16 protein-coding genes and 1 pseudogene are annotated in these 18076 nt (G+C 54.2%); all 17 read left to right on the top strand.

From position 1 onward, the window contains the following. Window positions 1–178 precede the first annotated feature (178 nt). Window positions 179–1243, top strand: a complete 1065-nt coding sequence (locus TY10_RS22100; RefSeq protein WP_042168366.1) for a lactonase family protein — start codon at window positions 179–181, stop codon at window positions 1241–1243. 127 nt (window positions 1244–1370) lie between these two features. Next, on the top strand, window positions 1371–1643 hold the full coding sequence (locus TY10_RS22095; protein WP_155986016.1) for a hypothetical protein: 273 nt from the start codon (window positions 1371–1373) through the stop codon (window positions 1641–1643). A gap of 759 nt (window positions 1644–2402) precedes the next feature. Continuing rightward, window positions 2403–3176: a YveK family protein gene (locus TY10_RS22085; protein WP_042168359.1), complete on the top strand. Its 774-nt coding sequence runs from the start codon at window positions 2403–2405 to the stop codon at window positions 3174–3176. A 9-nt stretch (window positions 3177–3185) separates the two neighbouring features. Further along, complete coding sequence (locus TY10_RS22080; RefSeq protein ID WP_042168357.1) at window positions 3186–3866, top strand: CpsD/CapB family tyrosine-protein kinase; 681 nt, start codon at window positions 3186–3188, stop codon at window positions 3864–3866. 23 nt (window positions 3867–3889) lie between these two features. Continuing rightward, a complete protein-coding gene (locus tag TY10_RS22075) occupies window positions 3890–5725 on the top strand; it encodes a polysaccharide biosynthesis protein (protein ID WP_042168354.1) in 1836 nt (611 codons plus the stop codon). 18 nt (window positions 5726–5743) lie between these two features. Then, complete coding sequence (locus TY10_RS22070; RefSeq protein ID WP_042168351.1) at window positions 5744–7141, top strand: flippase; 1398 nt, start codon at window positions 5744–5746, stop codon at window positions 7139–7141. Between the two features lie 5 nt (window positions 7142–7146). Next, on the top strand, window positions 7147–8307 hold the full coding sequence (locus TY10_RS22065; protein ID WP_042168350.1) for a glycosyltransferase family 1 protein: 1161 nt from the start codon (window positions 7147–7149) through the stop codon (window positions 8305–8307). After that, window positions 8297–9604: a hypothetical protein gene (locus TY10_RS22060; protein ID WP_052350705.1), complete on the top strand. Its 1308-nt coding sequence runs from the start codon at window positions 8297–8299 to the stop codon at window positions 9602–9604. The genes TY10_RS22065 and TY10_RS22060 overlap by 11 nt, the downstream gene beginning before the upstream one ends. Continuing rightward, window positions 9588–10238 carry an acyltransferase gene (locus TY10_RS22055; protein ID WP_081735425.1) on the top strand — a complete coding sequence of 217 codons (651 nt, stop codon included), beginning with the start codon at window positions 9588–9590 and terminating at the stop codon, window positions 10236–10238. Before TY10_RS22060 ends, TY10_RS22055 begins: the two co-directional genes overlap by 17 nt. Next, window positions 10216–11451 (top strand): glycosyltransferase family 4 protein, encoded by a 1236-nt coding sequence (locus TY10_RS22050; RefSeq protein WP_042168349.1) that lies wholly within the window; start codon window positions 10216–10218, stop codon window positions 11449–11451. The genes TY10_RS22055 and TY10_RS22050 overlap by 23 nt, the downstream gene beginning before the upstream one ends. Then, entirely contained in the window at window positions 11448–12485 is a 1038-nt protein-coding gene (locus TY10_RS22045; RefSeq protein ID WP_042168347.1) for an NAD-dependent epimerase, read from the top strand. Before TY10_RS22050 ends, TY10_RS22045 begins: the two co-directional genes overlap by 4 nt. Then, a pseudogene (locus TY10_RS31815) lies at window positions 12482–13534 on the top strand (glycosyltransferase family 4 protein); the annotation flags it as partial. The gene TY10_RS22045 and the pseudogene TY10_RS31815, both read left to right, overlap by 4 nt. 129 nt (window positions 13535–13663) lie before the next feature. Further along, window positions 13664–14272, top strand: coding sequence for a sugar transferase (locus TY10_RS31810; RefSeq protein ID WP_272945320.1), 609 nt, complete (start codon window positions 13664–13666; stop codon window positions 14270–14272). Continuing rightward, window positions 14269–14946, top strand: a complete 678-nt coding sequence (locus tag TY10_RS22035; protein WP_238327887.1) for an acetyltransferase — start codon at window positions 14269–14271, stop codon at window positions 14944–14946. The genes TY10_RS31810 and TY10_RS22035 overlap by 4 nt, the downstream gene beginning before the upstream one ends. Before the next feature lie 212 nt (window positions 14947–15158). Beyond that, window positions 15159–16298 (top strand): DegT/DnrJ/EryC1/StrS family aminotransferase, encoded by a 1140-nt coding sequence (locus TY10_RS22030; RefSeq protein WP_052350708.1) that lies wholly within the window; start codon window positions 15159–15161, stop codon window positions 16296–16298. Then, window positions 16285–17187 carry a UTP--glucose-1-phosphate uridylyltransferase GalU gene (galU, locus tag TY10_RS22025; RefSeq protein ID WP_042168343.1) on the top strand — a complete coding sequence of 301 codons (903 nt, stop codon included), beginning with the start codon at window positions 16285–16287 and terminating at the stop codon, window positions 17185–17187. Before TY10_RS22030 ends, galU begins: the two co-directional genes overlap by 14 nt. Then, window positions 17188–18076, top strand: an 889-nt coding sequence (locus TY10_RS22020) for a UDP-glucose dehydrogenase family protein (protein ID WP_042168341.1), incomplete at its 3' end; no start/stop codon positions are given.

The following is an 18076-nucleotide window of genomic DNA, read 5'->3' as shown; positions in this document are numbered from 1 at the left end:
GTTCCTTAACTTTCCGGCAACGAGGCCATAAGCGGAGGACCTTCAAACTCACAGGAGTAACGCAGTTTTGACCGTCTCCAAGCACCAGCAGCCCAGTTGTAACACAGACTTGGTTTATAGACGGGCAGCGGGTACAATAGGACATAGATGAGCCAACGAGATATGGAGGGAATCAGACATGTCATTACATACGAAGCAGATGTTTGTCTTTATAGGTTCTTATGCGGAGGCTTCCGCAAGCGGCGTGTATATGTACGCATTTGATGAAGAGAATGGGACATTGTCGTTGAAGGACGAAGCCGCAGGGCTTCGCAATCCGACGTTCTTGAATGTCGATACGGAAAACCGGAGGCTATATGCAATCGCAGAGGGCGTTACGGCTGAAGGCGGAAAAGGCGGCGATGCCGTATCGTTTGAGATCGGGATCGACGGCAACGGCGGAGGCTCACTGCGTCAATTAAACCGCAAGCTGGCGATTACAGCGCCTTCTTGTCATATTCAAAGGGATGCTAACAGCGAATATGTGCTGCTTGCCAGCTACCACGGCGGCAGAGTCAGCCTTGTCTCGCTTGAGGAAAATGGAGAGATCGGCGAGCTGCTCGACATTCAGCAGCATGAAGGCGAAGCGCCGCATCCGCACAGCTTGTTCTTTAGTCCGGACGGCCGGTTCGTATTCGTTCCGGACCTCGGCATCGACCGTATTCGTGTTTATACAATTAATAAGGAAAGCCGCAAGCTGGAGTTCCATGGCGAGACTGCGGTTGAAGCAGGCGCAGGTCCGCGTCATTTCGTGTTCCATCCGAACGGTCAATTCGGCTATGTCATTAACGAGCTGGATTCAACGATCGTCGCTTTCCGCTATGATGCCGAGGGAGGTCGCCTCGAAGCAGTGGAGACGGTATCGACGCTGCCGGCCCATTACGAGGGTCCGAACGGCTGCGCTGAAATTACGATGTCGGCAGACGGCAAGTTTTTATACGGTTCCAATCGCGGTCATGACAGTATCGTGGTGTTCGCGGCAGACGGGGAGACAGGCACACTGAAGCTGGTTGGCCATGTATCGACAGAAGGCAAGCATCCGCGCCACTTTGCGATTTTGCCGGGCGGCCGTTATTTGCTGGCTGCTAATAAAGACACCGATAATGTGGTAGTGTTCCGCATGGAGTCATCCGGTTTGCCGGTCTATACCGGCTATTCCATTGAGCTGCCGGGACCGGTGTGTGTGCAGGCTGCGTACCTCTGAGTCAGACTGGGTCTAGAATAGTCCAGATGAATGAATCGAATCGTTCTGCAGGAGGAGGCATTCTTCCTTCCGCAGGGCGATTTTTTTATGCCGTCCTTTTGACAAAATGAAAGCTAAAGGATGGTGGATGATGATAGGTAAGAAAGCCGGATCGGTTAGACGCATCAGTCCCTATTTGCAAAGTGCTGGAGGTCTTTTGGCAGCGTATACCTATATGCTGGAAGACATATACAGAAGATTTTGGGTGAAATGGCTGGCGCTGTTTCATGTGAATGAAGCGGGGTTTAGAGCTGTCCCCAGAGACCGGAAAATGCTTGAAATATCAATGGAAAGAAGTAAATTACAGACGCATCCGGAGGGCACGGCAGTTTCACTCCTTAAAACCGGGACCGGCCTATAAAAAGGGTGGAGGACAATGCCTCTGTCCTTTTTTCGTTTCATATCGGGTATTCGTCCTACCCTCGGACTATCCCCCTTTACAAACCTCATTCATGAAAACGCTTATGAAAATGGAATATTCAGGGGTTTCACCTTGTGCATATCCATAATGAGAGAAAGATTAAATAATATTAACCTCTAATGCGGTCATTTGGATGTCTCGAAAAAGCTTTTTCACGGAAAAAATGGTAATTTTAGGCCATAAAAAGGCAGCAATACCTAGTCCGCCGGTCAGAAATCCCGTATTGAAAAACGGACATCGAATTTCTCCCATATGAATAAAGTCAGGGACAAATCCCAAAGGCTGGGTATCGCCATGGCGAAAGTCCCTTTAACCTCCTCTTACAACTGCACGAGCCGGGCAGCCCACTCCTATACCTTAGCACTCAGAAAGCGGGTAGCTATGCGGAAAACAGACCGATCCCGATTCTAAAATATACTAATCCAATAGGAGTATAGAAGACCCCTTCCGTTTGGTGAATTAAAACATTGAATTCCATATAAATACATGAATTTATACTGAAAATCGAAATCATTTTACTAAATGTTTACGATTAGTTCCCGTATTTTTAGGAAAATAAGCATGTTATACGAGTTTGAAAATGATAGCAGCAACCTATTTGAAAATATTACCTTAATCCCTCCTTGTAAATAATCGGATTGTGACATAATCAAAGCGAATAAAACGAATTGTTGGAGAAGGATGGAGGTTCGTGTCGTTTTGAGCAGCCAATTAGACTTGAAGCAACTTTTATCGCTCATTCGGAAAAAGCTTTGGATCGTCGTCCTTGTAGTCGTCATCGGCACAGCGACGGCGGGAGCCTATAGCGTATGGATCAAGAAACCGGTCTATCAAGCCTACACGAAGCTGATCGTCAACTCGACAGTTGGGCAAGCAGGCGCGTTCAAACTCGATTTGAACATGATCAACACCAATCTGAGTCTGATTAACACGTATAAGGAGATCATCCGCACGCCTTCTATTATGGATATTGTGCTGGAGAAGCATCCAGAGCTTGATCTGACGTCGGAGCAGCTGATGCGGAATATCCAGTTCAGCTCCGTAAATGGTACGCAGGTTGTGACGGTGTCCTATTTGGACACGGACTACAAGCGGGCGGCGAACATCGTCAACAGCGTATCGTACGTGTTCCAGCAGCAAATTCCGCTGATCATGCAGGTTGACAACGTTTATATTTTGCACACGGCCGACCCGGGCAAGCAGCCGACACCGGTCAAGCCGGAGAAGAAGCTGAATATTGCGATCGGGTTCGTCGTATCTCTTATGCTAGGCATCATGCTCGTATTGCTTATCGAATATTTCGATGACAACTTGCGGAATGAAGCTTCTGTAGAGAGGCATCTTGGATTGCCGACGCTTTCTACAATACCGAATATCAGGCAAAGCGATTTAAAGCCGAAACAGCCGGCCGCGGCAGTCTCGGCCGATACCGCTTCAAACCCAAAGGCGGTTACGGAATCAAAAGGAGGATGAGTTGGACGCATGTCACGTAATCAAGAGCTTCGCCCCATCGTTACAGACGCTAATCCGATGTCGCCGATCTCCGAGGCTTACCGGACGCTTCGCACCAATCTGCAATATGCGGAAGCCGACCGTCAGCTTCAACTGCTTATGGTGACATCGGCGAGTCCCAAGGAAGGAAAGTCCACGACCATTATGAACCTTGCAGTGGCGTACGCACATTCCGGCCGTAAAGTCGTGCTCGTTGATGCCGATCTGCGAAAGCCTACTGCGCATTATACGCTGCAGCTTAGCAACCGGAGCGGCTTGTCTCAGGTGCTCTCGGGACAAGATTTGCTTGGCAATGCGATTCAGCAGAGCCGGATTGCAGGATTGGATGTGCTGACGGCAGGCCCGGTGCCGCCGAATCCGTCTGAACTGCTTGGATCGGCGAGAATGGATAGCGTCTTGGACAAGCTCAAGGAGCAATACGATATTGTGCTGATCGATACGCCGCCTGTACTCGCAGTGAGCGATGCTCAAATCGTATCGACGCGCTGCGACGGTGTACTGCTCGTTATTAATGCGCGCAGCGGCAAGAGACAGCATGCTATAAAGGCCCGCAACGCGCTGCAGTTTGTACAGGCACGAATTGTCGGTGTCGCCCTGAATCAAACGACGCAAAGTGAAGCGGGTCCTTATTACGAATACGTAGAACGGTAAATCCAGAAGGAGGAAATTCGATCATGCGGGTTGCTTATCGGACGAAAGTCATTATTGGCTGGGATTTGGCAGCAATATTACTAAGCTTGGCTATCGCCTATGCTATGGAGCCAGCGGCTTCTGAGGCACTGGGAGGAGCGTCGGGCTGGCTCCTCTATGGGGCTGCTTCGGCGGCAATCGGTTTTTGGAGCGTGACCCGGCACCGGCTGCACCGCCGCATCTGGCAGTATACCGGCATTGCTGAATTGAAGTGCATTATGCAAACGGCATTGGTTGCCGCGCTTATCCCGTTCGCGGCGGCATGGGTGCTCCAAGGTCATGCACAAACGCTGCTGATGCTGCATCATTTTATCGGCATTGCGGCGCTTATGGCGGGACCGCGTATCGCTTGGCGGGCTTTTTGCGACAAATACAGTGTGAAAAAACATCCAATCTCCCGCAGGGCACTCATTATCGGAGCCGGAAGCTGCGGCACGCTCATCGCGAAGGAGATGCAGCAAAATGACGGCGTTAATGTTACGCCAGTCGGTTTTATCGACGACGATCCTTACAAGCACCGGATGCAAGTGCTGGGCTTGCCGGTATTCGGCGGACGCGGTGAGATCGGCTGTATCGTAGAGAACCACCGGATCGACGAGATCATTATTGCGATGCCTTCCGTATCGAAGACGCAAATCTCGGCGCTGGTCAACATTTGCAAGACAACGAAGGTGAAGCTGCGGATCGTACCGGATCTGCAGGACATGATCGACGGACGCGGCGCTTCCGGCCGTGTGCGGGATGTCAGTGTCGAAGATTTGCTCGGACGTGATCCGATTCGTACAGATCTGGAGCACATTGCCGGTTATGTGGAGCAGAAAGTGGTGCTCGTCACAGGGGCAGGAGGTTCGATTGGCTCAGAGCTTTGCCGTCAGATCGCGCCGTTCTCCCCAAGAAAGCTGCTGCTCCTGGGTCATGGAGAGAACAGTATCTACAACATTGAGATGGAGATGCGCAGCGTCTATCCTGACCTTCAGATCGAGACGGTCATCGCCGATGTGCAGGACCGCACCCGGATCGATGCCGTGTTTGCTAAATTTCGTCCGCAGGTTATCTTCCACGCAGCGGCGCATAAGCATGTTCCGCTCATGGAGCGAAATCCGGCTGAAGCTATTAAGAACAATGTGTTTGGCACGAAAAATGTATCGGAATGTGCGGATATCTACGGGGCCGAACGGTTTGTACTCATCTCCACCGATAAGGCGGTTAACCCGACGAGCGTTATGGGTACGACGAAGCGGATTGCCGAGATGTTCATTCAAAGCTTGGACAAGCATAGCGCTACAAAGTTCGTCGCCGTGCGATTCGGCAATGTTCTCGGAAGCCGGGGCAGTGTTATCCCTCGCTTTAAGGATCAGATCTTGAAGGGCGGGCCGGTAACGGTTACGCATCCGGAAATGGTTCGTTACTTTATGACGATTCCCGAGGCGGTTCAGCTCGTCATTCAAGCCGGTTCCTTCGCCAAGGGCGGAGAGGTGTTCATCCTCGATATGGGCAAGCCGGTCAAAATTTACGACCTGGCTGTCGACCTGATCCGTCTTTCGGGCTTTGAGCCAAACCTCGATATCGACATTGCCTTCACTGGCATGCGTGAGGGAGAGAAGCTGTATGAAGAGCTTCTTACGAATGAAGAAGGGCTTTCCTCAACGAAGCATAATCGGATTTTTATCGGTCGTCCGGCGCAGCTTAACCGGACCGAGCTTGATTTCGAAATAAGAAAAATGGAAAAGGTGCTGGGGCAGCATCCGGATGAAATCCGCGCCGTTCTGCAGCATTTGGTACCGTCCTACCGCAATACGGGAACGACGGCAGTTGGCTGATGGAGGAGGGTATTAACGATGATTACGGGCGATACGGCGGGGCAAGCGGCCAAATCGGCGCAGCCGGCGTTCGCCAAACGGCTTAGCAGAGGAGGAAGCGCAAGCTTCCTGATCAACTCAGCCGGCATGGCATTGGCGATGCTGATGCAGGTTGCGCTGGCGCGGCTGCTCGGCGTTGACGGATACGGAATTTACGCGTTCGTAACGACTGTTGTTACATTTATGGTTTTTCCTGCAAAGCTTGGCTTTGATACGACGATCGTGAAGCTGGTCGCCGCTTACCGGGTCAAGGAAGAGTGGGGTTTGATCAAGGGATTGCTCAAGCGCAGCAATCAGATCGGGCTTGTGCTGTCCATTGTACTGGCTGTTGGCGGATTGATTTTCGTCACCGTAAAAGGGGATGCAGCTGGCGATACAGCCAAAGCGATTACTTACGCGGCGGGTTTTGCATCGATTCCGCTGCTGACGCTCGCTACGCTGCGGCAAAGTGCGCTGCAAGGGCTTAAGGACGTCGTATACGCGCAAATGCCGGAAAAAATATTGCGTCCGGTGCTGACGATCGCCTTTGTATTCGCTGCTGCGGCGCTTGGCGTTACAGCGGATGCGGGGCTCGCGATGATCTGCTTTGTTCTGGCGGTCATTGTCTCCTATATCGTGGGGGCTGTTGTTCTAAAGAAACGAATCGGCTCCCAGATCGAGGGAGTTGCTCCCGCATACGAGACGCGGGGCTGGATGAAGCTCTCCGGCTCCATGATGGCGAATGCCGGCGTTTATCTCATTCTTGGACAGCTGAACGTATTGATGCTCGGTCTGATGGAGGGCGAGACGCAGTCCGGCATTTTCTCCGTTGCTGTACGTCTGGCAACGCTTGTCGCATTTATGCTCACCGCCGTTAACATGACGGCTTCGCCGCTCATATCCGAAACCTATGCAAAGGGCGACATGGACACGCTGCAAAAGGTGTGTACGTCGACCGGCAGAGTCGGCTTCGTGTTCGCGGCTGTAGTTGGCTTGTTTTTCTGCTTGTTCGGTCACTGGACGCTGGGGCTGTTCGGTTCTGAATTTACGCAGGCCTATCCTGCGATGCTCATTCTTGTTTTCGGTCAAGTATTCAACGCGTACTGCGGCCAGAACGGTATCGTCGCTACGATGACAGGCGGGCAAAACGCGTTGACGAAGGTGCTCATTGTAGCGGCTATCGTCAATGCAGTGCTCAACGGCCTGCTGATTCCTTCCATGGGCATGACAGGCGGGGCTATTGCAGCCACTGCTTCCATGATGACATGGAACATCGGAGCAGTTCTGCTCGTTCGACGTAAACCGGGCGTTCAGACGCTGGCTTGGGCGCCGGGACTTGGCCTTCGGAAGAAGGGCGCGTCCGGCGATGCCAGAGAAGATCATGAATCGGGAGTGTAATGCAAATGACTCAAAAAATAAAAGTGCTGCATATCGTCGGAAAAATGCATCCGGGCGGGATCGAAACGCTGCTGATGAATGTCTACCGGAGCATCGACCGGGAACGGTTCGAATTTCATTTTGCCGTCCAATCTCCCGAGCCGGCTTTCTACGACGATGAAATTCGGGCGCTGGGCGGGACGATATTCGTACAGCCGCCGCCGAAAAACGGGATCGGCCCGTTTCGCAAGCAGCTGCTCGCGAACATGAAGGAGCATGGACCTTATGCTGCCGTTCACAGCCATGTATTCGGCTTCAGCGGTTATGTGCTGAAGCTGGCGGCGCAGCTAGGCGTACCGGTTCGGATCAGTCACAGCCACAACACGAATGACAGCAAATCTTCTTCCCCAATCCGTACGCTATACCGCGCTTATATGCGTGGCCTCATCCGCAAGAATGCGACGATGATGCTGGGCTGCTCCAGGGCTGCTTGCGAATCGCTGTTCGGAAGCAGCTGCTGGAAGGATCAGCGGGTAGCAGTGTTCCCTAATGCGATATCGCTGGCGCCGTACGAGGCGCTGCCAGAAGACCGCTCGGAGCTGCGCCGCCGTTTTGGAGCGAATGAGGAAGGGCCGCTGCTCGGCCATATCGGCCGGTTCAGCCGGCAGAAGAATCATGCGCTGCTGCTCGATTCCTTCGCTGCTTACTTGAAGAAGGAGCCGCAAGCACAGCTGTTGCTTGTCGGTGACGGTCCGCTGCGGGGTGAAATGGAGCATAAGGCTGAAGAGCTTGGCATCGACCGTCAGGTTCGATTTCTCGGCTTGCGCAAGGACATCCCGGAATTGCTCGGCGCGCTTGATGGCTTCGTGCTGCCGTCGCTATACGAAGGTCTTGGCATCGTGCTGATCGAAGCGCAAGCGGCTGGCGTACCTTGTCTTGTATCCGAAGAGGTGCCGCGTGAGGCCGATCTCGGTCTCGGCATGATTAGCCGGCTGCCTGCAGGAGATACGCCTCAGAGCTGGGCAAATGGCATCGCGGAGCTCGCGGCGGGAGGATTAGCCGCCACGGCAAGCCAAGGATTAAGCGCCGGTGCAGGCGATTGGAACGAGCGAGCCCATGCGCTTAGCGAGCGCGGCTACAACATTCAAGCCAGCGCCGCAAGACTGGAGCGGATGTATGCGGGTTGAACGAATTGACCTGCGTACGGTTACCGTCCTCGCCTATGCTTTAATGCTCGCCTTGACGGCGAGATGGGTATTTGCAATGGACGAGACGATTGCGATCGTTATCTATAGCGGCTTGCTGCTGCCTCTGTTCGCACTGCTTCGCTGGCCGAACGCGCCAGTGCTGCTGATGACCGGGTTTACGGTGATGCTGCTCGGTAAGCTCATCTACGGGGCGACTGTTGATCCGCTAGCCGGGCCGGATGAAATTCATTATTTCGAGCAGGTAACGACATTCCAGACATTAAGCGATTATATGCCCTATGCGATGGAGCATATCGAGACGCAGTGGATGAATATATCGGCGGTACCGATATTTGGTCTCCTGTACATGCCGTTTTTCAAATGGCTGCAGCTGGAGGACCCGATGGCAATCATCCTGCTCAATACAGTATTGCTGCTGCTGATTGTCAATGCCGCCTATCGGATGAATCATAAGTGGTTCAAGTATGTGCTGCCGCCTTCGACGAAGCCGGAGCTTGATCCGGAGCAATCACAGCGCTCTTTTGCAATTATCATCGTTTTTGGCTTAATGGTCAGTCCGTCGCTGATGTACATGTCCTCACTATTTGCCAAGGATATCACCTGCGTGCTGCTCGGTTTATACGGCACGATTCTAATGCTTCGCAAGCAGTGGATCGTATTCGTACTAGTTATGCTTTATGCGACTGGACTTCGGGATTACGCCATTATTTATACAATTAGCTTTTACTTGCTGTATACACAGCGGCTGCGGGGATCGCTCATTATCATGATTGGCGCGATCGGGCTGATCGTTTTGCAGGTTGGCCCGCTGGCGATCATTAATGCCGGAATGCTGTCCGTCTTCTTGTTCATTAGTCCGAATCCTTCGAATCTCGGCAACTGGGAGCCGAAGCTGTTCCTTCGGACGCTGGAGGCGCTGTTCATGGCCGTCATGCTGGCGATGTCCGTATTCCATTGCATTAAGTTCAAGGAGACGCGGCGCTTTTACCTGATGGCGGCTATCGTTATTTTCACCTATGCCTGCGTGCTTGTCCTGGTCGGCTATGCGACGGTAACGGGAAGATCGCTGGATTACGGTCTCGGTACGATCGGAGACAACATGGTGCGTAAAAAGCTGCCTGTCGTTCCTGTGATCTATACGATTAGCGCTTATACGCTCGTATGGTGCCGCCATTCGTTCAGCATGAAACATCTGAAAATTCCGACAATGTCAGGTCGGAAACAAGCTATTCCACCGAATTCTACAGGAGGGGATTACCATGCGGGGACGCGATAAATTCGGCAGGTTCCGACCGGTGCTGCGCGTAGTAGAGCTTCTGCTTCGGCCGCTTCCGCGCCCGCTACTGCAATGGCTGTGGGTGCTGAGTGACTGGCTCCCGGAGCTGGTCGGTGTCGCCTTCCGCTACTGCCTGCTGCGCAGGCTTGCCAAGCATTGCGGCGACAACGTGCTGATCGGACGGTCCGTGGAGCTCCGCTATCCGGAGCGGCTGTCGATCGGCTCCAATGTGAGCATTCACAAGCAATGCTACATTGATGCATACGGCGGAATGACAATCGAGGATGAAGTATCCATTGCACATCAGTCGTCGCTCGTTTCCTTTCAGCATACATGGAGCGATCCTTCGCTCCCGATACGCGACAATCCGGTGACGGGTTCGGCGATCATCATCAGACGAGATGTCTGGATCGGCTGCGGCGTACGTATTCTGGCTGGAGTTGAGATCGGGCCCCGCTCGGTCGTTGCGGCAGGGGCGGTTGTTAACAAGCCGGTCGGACCAGGCATCGTAGCTGCTGGTGTTCCGGCGCGAGCCGTGAAGCGGATCGAACTCGTTCCGCTCGATAATCCACAAGCTAATGCGAATTCAAATCATAAAAGGAGGGAAAGTCATGAAGCTGCTTTGGGCACATGATCATACGTTTTATTTCAATGAATCCGGCAAGTTTTTCTCTGGCGGCAAGCTTCCTTATGCGGTATGGGAGCGGTATCTCGGCGTATTTGACCAGCTAACCATTGCCTGCCGCGGCAAAAAAACGCCGCTGGATGCCGATATGGCCGGCAAAACGCTGTCGAGCGGCGCGAATGTCGATTTTCTCGTCCTGCCATCTCTAAGCAATCCCGTTAATAAATTGACGAAGCGCGGCTATGTTGACCAACTGCTGCGTGAAGCAATTAGCAAAGCGGATGCCGTCATCGCCCGGGTTCCGAGCGAAATCGGTGCAGAGGCGATCCGTGTCGCTCAAAGCATGGGCAAGCCGTATGCAGTAGAAGTAGTGGCCTGTGCTTGGGACGGATTGTGGAACTACGGCAACGTGCAGGGCAAGCTGTATGCGCCAATGGCGCTTGCTCAGACACGAGCGCTGGTCAAGAGCGCACCTTATTCTCTCTATGTAACGGAGCAATTTTTGCAAAACCGCTATCCTTGCGCAAGCGGTATGACTGAATCCTGCTCAAACGTTGAAATTCCCGAGCCGGGTGATGAAGTGCTGACCCGCAGGCTGGAGCGGATTGCATCCTACAATAACACGACGACGCTGACCATTGGCTTAATCGGCTCATTGAACGGCCGGACGAAAGGAATCGACATCGCGCTGAAGGCGATTGCCAAAGCGAAGCCGCAGCTTCCGCGGGTCTGGTTCCGGGTGCTGGGTGACGGTGATGCCTCGCGCTGGCAAGCAATGGCTGACAAGCTCGGTATCGGCAGCGCTGTTACCTTCGAAGGCATTCTGCCAAGCGGCGGAGCCGTATTCGAATGGCTGGACAATATCGATATCTACTTGCAGCCGAGCTATCAGGAAGGGCTGCCGCGGGCAACGATCGAAGCGATGAGCCGCGGATGTCCGGTGCTTGGCTCAACAGCCGGAGGCATCCCTGAGCTGATTCATGAGAGCTGCTTGCACCGGCCGGGGCAAGTCGGCCAGCTGGCGGAACAGCTGAAGCGGGCTGCAACAGACCGCGCTTGGGTGAAGGAGCAGGCGGAGCGCAATTTTGGCAAATCACGCGGTTATACGAAGGTTCGTCTGGATGCGAAACGTCAGGCATTCTGGCGTTCGTTTGGCGAATATGTCCGCTCCGGCGGAGCGGTAAGAACAACCTATACCAATGAGAGGGTGGAGGCACTATGACGATTTTAGTAACCGGAGCTGCCGGATTTATCGGCTATCATCTATCCTCCCGCCTTTTGCGGGAAGGACAGCGCGTAATCGGCATCGACAACTTCAACGACTATTATGAGGTGCAGCTGAAGCGCGATCGTTTCGAGCAGCTGCTGCCAGACCCGAATTTCACGGGCGTGGAGCTCGATATCGCGGATTACGACAAGCTGTTTGAGCTTGTCCGCACGGAAAAGGTAGAGGTTATCGTTCATTTGGCGGCGCAAGCCGGAGTGCGGTACAGCTTGACCAATCCATTCGCTTATCTGGAGACGAATCTGAAAGGATTCGGCCATGTGCTTGAAGCATCCCGCCATGCGGGCATTAAGCACTTGATCTATGCTTCGTCCAGCTCGGTGTACGGTGCGAATGAGAAGATGCCGTTCTCCGTCAGCGACAGCGTCGACCACCCGGTCAGCCTGTATGCGGCAACGAAAAAAGCAAATGAGCTGATGGCTCATACGTACAGCCATCTCTATGGCTTGCCGACGACAGGGCTGCGGTTTTTCACCGTATACGGGCCTTGGGGCCGGCCGGATATGGCCTACTTCAGCTTTACGAAAAAAATTATGGCGGGCGAGCCGATCGACGTATTCAACGAAGGCCGGATGCTGCGCGATTTCACCTATATCGACGACATTGTAGAAGGTATTTACCGGCTGATCGGCCATGTGCCGCAGCCAGACCCGTCCTGGGACCGCAGCCGTCCGGATCCATCCGGAAGCTATGCGCCCTACAAGGTTTACAACATCGGCAACAACCAGCCGGTTGAGCTTATGCATTTTATCCGTACGATCGAGAAATCATTGGGCCGCGAAGCGGTCATTCAATATAAACCGATGCAGCCGGGCGATGTGCCTGCGACGTATGCGAACATCGACGGGCTGATGAAGGATGTCGGCTTCAAGCCGGACACGACGATTGAAGAAGGAATCGCCCGGTTCGCCGAGTGGTATCGCGCTTATTATGGCGAGGCAAAGCAGCTGGAAAAGGCGGCGAGCAAATGACGAAAGTAGCCCATATATGCACCTCTGGCATCAGCCACAAAATTATGGGCGACAAGCTTCGTCTGCTTCAGCAGCAGGCAGGCTATCAGGTGACCTTCATCTCGTCGCCGGAAGGGGCAGACGAGCAGGCGATGCAGGCCTACCCTTTCGAGTGGAAGATGATTTCAATGGAGCGTTCGATCAAGCCCGTTGAAGATTTGCGTTCGATCTGGGCGATGTACCGGCTGTTCCGCAAGGAGCGTTACGACATCGTACATACGCATACGGCTAAAGCGGGCATTATCGGCCGTGTAGCAGCAATGCTGGCCCGTGTGCCAACGGTCATTCATACGAGCCATGGTCTGCCTTTCTATGAAGGACAGCCTAAGCGGGCTTATCAGCTATACCGTACGCTGGAGAAGGTTGGAGCCCTCTGCTGCCACGCGCTCGCTTCGCAAAATGCGGAGGATGCAGAGGTGCTTAAGCGTCTTGCACCGTGGCGGCCGGTATACATCGAAGGCAACGGCGTTGATAAAGAGCGGCTGGAGAGACGGGCTTTATCCGTAACGCCGGAGATGTTGGAGCAGCTGCGCAGCAAGCATGGTATTGCCGAAGGTAAGCCGCTGCTGTTGATGGCTGCACGATTCGAATCGGTGAAGGATCATTTTCTGCTGATGGAATCGCTGCTTGGACTGAAGCGGGAGGGCAAGCTTAACTGGGTGACAGTGCTTGCCGGCCAAGGGCCGCTGGAAGCAGCTGTACAGAGGTATGTGGAGAGCAATGGGATGAAGGAGGATGTGGTCTTCATCGGCCAGCAGCCTTCGATTATTCCTTGGGTTGTGATGGCCAACGCCGTAACGCTTACTTCGGAGAAGGAAGGCATACCAAGATCGCTCATGGAAGCGATGGCGCTTGGCAAGCCCATTGTGGCAACCGATGTGCTCGGCACCAGGGAGCTAGTGGCGCATGAGGAGACGGGACTGCTCGTTCCTTATCGGAATGCGGCTGTTTTGAGCGAGGCTTTGGCTTCAGTAATGGGCGACGCTGCGGTGCGCGAGCGTTACGGAGAAGCCGGCCAACGCCGGATCGATGCTGAGTTTACAGAAGCCCGCGTAGTCGAGCGGCTTCAGAGGCTGTATCGGGAGACGGCGCGCAGAGCCGTGACGTCGCGCAAGGCTGGCGTGAAGCTGAACGCTTTCGTGAAGCGGTTGTTTGATCTAGTGCTTAGCGTGCCGGCGGCGCTGCTGCTGCTGCCTGTCATGGCAGCCGTAGGCTTGGTGGTGCGCTTGAAGCTAGGCTCGCCTGTACTGTTCAAGCAGCAGCGGCCGGGCAAATACGGCAATCCGTTCTATGTGCTGAAGTTCCGCACGATGCGGGATGCGGTCGACCGGAACGGCCAGCCGCTTCCCGATGAGGCGCGCATGACGAAGGTCGGACACTTGCTGCGCAAGCTGAGCTTGGACGAGTTGCCGCAGCTGTTCAATGTCATTCGCGGCGACATGAGCCTCGTTGGGCCAAGACCGCTGCTCATGGAATATTTAACGCTGTACACCGAGGAGCAGGCTCGCCGTCATGACGTCCGGCCAGGCATTACCGGCTGGGCGCAGGTGAATGGCCGCAATACGGTGTCGTGGGAAGATAAATTTAAGCTGGATATTGAGTATGTGGAGAAGCAATCACTAGGTTTTGACCTGCGAATTCTGGTCAAGACGGTCGTGAAGGTGTTAAAGAGAGACGGTATTTCCCAACAGGGGCAAGCAACCGTCCATAAATTTACCGGCAGCCGGGAAATGGGGAATGCGTCATGAATTACCGGGACAGCCTTTACGGCGGGATGGAGCTGGAGCCGCCGGTCCGGCGTCCGCTCATCGTCGTCGGCATTGGCGGTCATGGCCGCGTGCTGATGGATATCGCGCGGGTATCGCCTTCCTACAGGCTGGCGGCTGTGCTTGATGATCGCTTTGCGGCCGTGGAGCTGCGCGGCGGGCTGCCTTACGGCCCGATCGCTGAACTTCATAATTTTCTGGCCGATGAGCCGGATATACATGTCGTTATCGGCATCGGCGATAATCGTACACGCCGTGCTATTGCGGAACGGCTGGCGCTGCCGGAAGCAGCATATGCCGTGCTCATCCATCCGGCGGCATGCGTCTCTGAGGATGCCCGGCTTGGCCTCGGCACCGTCGTTATGCCGGGAGCCGTTATCGGCCCCGGTGCAGCAATCGGTGCACATGCCATCGTGAACTCCGGCGCAGTTGTCGACCATGATGCGATCGTAGGCGCATTCGCCCATGTATCGCCCAATGCGACGATGGCCGGAGCGGCTGTCGCGGAAGAGGGCGCACATGTCGGCAGCGGCGCAGTGTTAATCCCGAGCGTAAGAGTCGGGAGCTGGTCGGTGCTCGGCGCAGGCGGCATCGCCGTCCGGGATGTGCCGGACGGTGTAACCGCGGTCGGCGTGCCGGCGAAAGCGATTCGATGAGCGGGAGCGCCGGATACAGTACAGACTTGTTAAGTTATTACAGGGTGGAATAGAGACATAGAGGAATCGGCATGTAATTCTTGCCCCTATATATACACATGAAATGCGAAACGCGCACTATAGCTGCAATTGCGGCAGAGGGCCGTTTACACCTGCAACCGAAAAGGAGCTGCTTCGACGTGGATCAACGGATATTATTATCCCCCCCTCACATGGGGTCGCTGGAACGCGAATATGTGGAGGAAGCGTTCCGCACCAACTGGATTGCGCCGCTTGGTCCCAATGTGGATCAATTCGAGCGTGAGCTGGCCGAGCATGTTGGTTCGCGAGGTGCTGTGGCGCTGTCATCGGGTACAGCCGCCATTCATATGGCGCTTCGGCTGCTCGGAGTGGAAAGAGGCGATCGCGTTTTTGTATCGACGCTGACCTTCATTGCCAGCGTCAACCCGATTCTATATGAGGGCGGCGAGCCGGTATTCATCGACTCCGAGCGCGACAGCTGGAATATGTCGCCGGTCGCGTTGCAGCGTGCGTTCGAGGATGCGCAGCGCATCGGCCGCATGCCGAAAGCGGTCATCGTTGTCAACTTATACGGCCAAAGCGCCGACATGGATGCGATTAATGAAATTTGCAGCCGCTATGACGTTCCGGTCATCGAGGATGCTGCCGAGTCTCTTGGCGCTACTTACAAGGGACGGGCAAGCGGTACGCTCAGCAAGTTCGGCATTTACTCGTTCAACGGCAACAAGATCATTACGACTTCCGGAGGCGGCATGCTCGTATCCGACGACCTGGAGGCGCTGGGCAAAGCCCGCTTTTATGCAACACAGGCACGCGAGCAGGCGCTGCATTACGAGCATACCGAGGTCGGCTTCAACTATCGGATGAGCAATATTTTAGCCGGTGTTGGCCGTGGTCAGCTCAAGGTGCTGGAGGAGCGGGTGAACGCCCGCCGCGCTGTATTTGAACGGTATGCGCATGCACTGACGAAGCTGGACGGCGTGGAAATGATGCCTGAAGCGGAGTTTGGCCGGACGAACCGGTGGCTGACAACTTTGACGCTGAACGCTGATGAGACAAGTTTGACACCTGTAGAGCTCATCGATCGCCTGTCGAAGGCCAATATCGAGGCGCGTCCGGTATGGAAGCCGATGCATATGCAGCCGTTGCTGCAGCAGTACGCTTACTATCCGCACGCGGACGGGGACAGTGTCTCCGAGAGTTTGTTCCAGCAGGGCGTGTGCCTGCCTTCCGGCTCCAGTCTTACGATTGCAGAGCAGGATCGGGTTATCGAAGTAATTCAAGACAGCTTATACCAAACGACTAGGAGGATGTCTCATGAAAGTGCGTAAAGCGATTATTCCAGCCGCAGGTCTCGGCACCCGGTTTTTGCCGGCAACGAAAGCTCAACCGAAGGAAATGCTTCCGATTGTAGACAAGCCGACCATCCAATACATTATCGAGGAAGCGATCGCTTCCGGCATCGAGGACATTCTCATCGTCAGCGGCCGCGGCAAGCGGGCAATCGAGGACCATTTTGACAAAACGTTCGAACTCGAAGATATGCTGGCCAAAAAAGGGAAAACGAAGGAGCTTGACCAGATCCGCCACATTTCCGAAATGGCCAATATCCATTATATCCGGCAAAAAGAGCCAAAGGGCCTCGGCCACGCGATCTGGTGCGCACGAAGCTTTGTAGGCGATGAGCCTTTTGCTGTGCTGCTTGGCGACGATATCGTGCAGTCGGAGGAGCCGTGCCTCAGTCAACTGATTCGCGTCTATAACCGCTATTCCTCCTCGGTCGTTGGCGTTCAACGCGTGAGCGACGACGATGTGTCCAAATACGGGATCATCGCGCCGCGCGGCTCCTCGATTGAGCCCTCGGTATTTTTCCTGGATGGCCTTGTGGAGAAACCTTCGCGTAAAGCGGCACCGTCGAATTATGCGATTATGGGCCGTTACGTGCTGACGCCGGAAATCTTCGATATTTTGGAGCATCAGGCGCCGGGAGCGGGCAATGAAATTCAATTGACCGACGCGATCAAGAAGCTGAATGATCTGCGTAACGTCTTAGCCTACAACTTCGACGGCGTACGTTATGATGTGGGTGACAAGTTCGGCTTTATTAAAGCGACGCTCGATTTCGCCCTGCAGCGCGAAGATTTGCAAGCGGATGTGCTCAATTATGTGCAGAACGTCTATGAGAAACATTTTCCCATTCTAAATAAGGTGGCGAAATAGATGAAGAAAATAACGGTAATCGGAACAGGGTATGTCGGTCTAGTGTCGGGTGCTTGTTTTTCAGAAATCGGCAATCGGGTTATCTGCTGCGATGTCGATCAGCGTAAAATCGACCTGCTCAACCGGAACGAGATTCCAATCTATGAGCCGGGGCTGCAGGAAATGGTAACCCGCAACAAGGAGCAAGGGCGGCTGCTGTTTACGACGGAGGTCGGCGAGGCGATCGAAGCTTCGGATATCGTATATATTGCGGTAGGCACACCGATGTCGGAGACGGGTGAAGCGGATATGCGTTACGTCATGTCGGCGGCGCGCAAAATCGGCGAGCATCTGAATGGGCATAAAATCATCGTGAACAAAAGCACTGTGCCTGTTGGTACAGGCGAGCTTGTCCGAGAGGTTGTGCAGGCGAATAAGAAATATCCGTGGATTGGCTTCGATATCGTCTCCAATCCGGAGTTTTTGCGTGAAGGCTCCGCACTTTCTGACTGCATGAACATGGACCGCGCCATTATCGGTTCGGATAATCCGGAGGCGGCGTCTGTTATCGAGGAACTGCATGCTCCGTTCAAGACTAAAGTGTTCAAGACGGATCTAGAGAGCGCCGAGATGATCAAATACGCGGCGAACACATTCCTCGCTACCAAAATATCGTTCATCAACGCTATCGCCAACATTTGCGAAAAGGTAGGCGCTGACGTAGAGGATGTAGCGGCGGGTATGGGTCTCGACAGCCGGATTGGCGGCAAGTTCTTGCAAGCCGGCATCGGCTATGGCGGCTCTTGCTTCCCTAAGGATACGTACGCCCTGGCTCATATCGCGGATAAAGCGGGCTATGAATTTGATTTGCTGAAATCGGTCATTCGTACGAACCAGAAGCAGCGTTTCG

Source organism: Paenibacillus gorillae (assembly GCF_000513275.1).
GTDB lineage: Bacteria > Bacillota > Bacilli > Paenibacillales > Paenibacillaceae > Pristimantibacillus > Pristimantibacillus gorillae.
This window is presented reverse-complemented; position numbering and strand designations above follow the sequence as displayed.

Excerpts from the sequence above, each read along its gene's own strand:
- TY10_RS22100 (WP_042168366.1), top strand. The coding sequence starts at position 179 with ATGTCATTACATACGAAGCAGATGTTTGTCTTTATAGGTTCTTATGCG.
- TY10_RS22095 (WP_155986016.1), top strand. The coding sequence starts at position 1,371 with ATGATGATAGGTAAGAAAGCCGGATCGGTTAGACGCATCAGTCCCTAT.
- TY10_RS22080 (WP_042168357.1), top strand. The coding sequence starts at position 3,186 with ATGTCACGTAATCAAGAGCTTCGCCCCATCGTTACAGACGCTAATCCG.
- TY10_RS22075 (WP_042168354.1), top strand. The coding sequence starts at position 3,890 with ATGCGGGTTGCTTATCGGACGAAAGTCATTATTGGCTGGGATTTGGCA.
- TY10_RS22070 (WP_042168351.1), top strand. The coding sequence starts at position 5,744 with ATGATTACGGGCGATACGGCGGGGCAAGCGGCCAAATCGGCGCAGCCG.
- TY10_RS22065 (WP_042168350.1), top strand. The coding sequence starts at position 7,147 with ATGACTCAAAAAATAAAAGTGCTGCATATCGTCGGAAAAATGCATCCG.
- TY10_RS22060 (WP_052350705.1), top strand. The coding sequence starts at position 8,297 with ATGCGGGTTGAACGAATTGACCTGCGTACGGTTACCGTCCTCGCCTAT.
- TY10_RS22055 (WP_081735425.1), top strand. The coding sequence starts at position 9,588 with ATGCGGGGACGCGATAAATTCGGCAGGTTCCGACCGGTGCTGCGCGTA.
- TY10_RS22050 (WP_042168349.1), top strand. The coding sequence starts at position 10,216 with ATGAAGCTGCTTTGGGCACATGATCATACGTTTTATTTCAATGAATCC.
- TY10_RS22045 (WP_042168347.1), top strand. The coding sequence starts at position 11,448 with ATGACGATTTTAGTAACCGGAGCTGCCGGATTTATCGGCTATCATCTA.
- TY10_RS22035 (WP_238327887.1), top strand. The coding sequence starts at position 14,269 with ATGAATTACCGGGACAGCCTTTACGGCGGGATGGAGCTGGAGCCGCCG.
- TY10_RS22030 (WP_052350708.1), top strand. The coding sequence starts at position 15,159 with ATGGGGTCGCTGGAACGCGAATATGTGGAGGAAGCGTTCCGCACCAAC.
- galU (WP_042168343.1), top strand. The coding sequence starts at position 16,285 with ATGAAAGTGCGTAAAGCGATTATTCCAGCCGCAGGTCTCGGCACCCGG.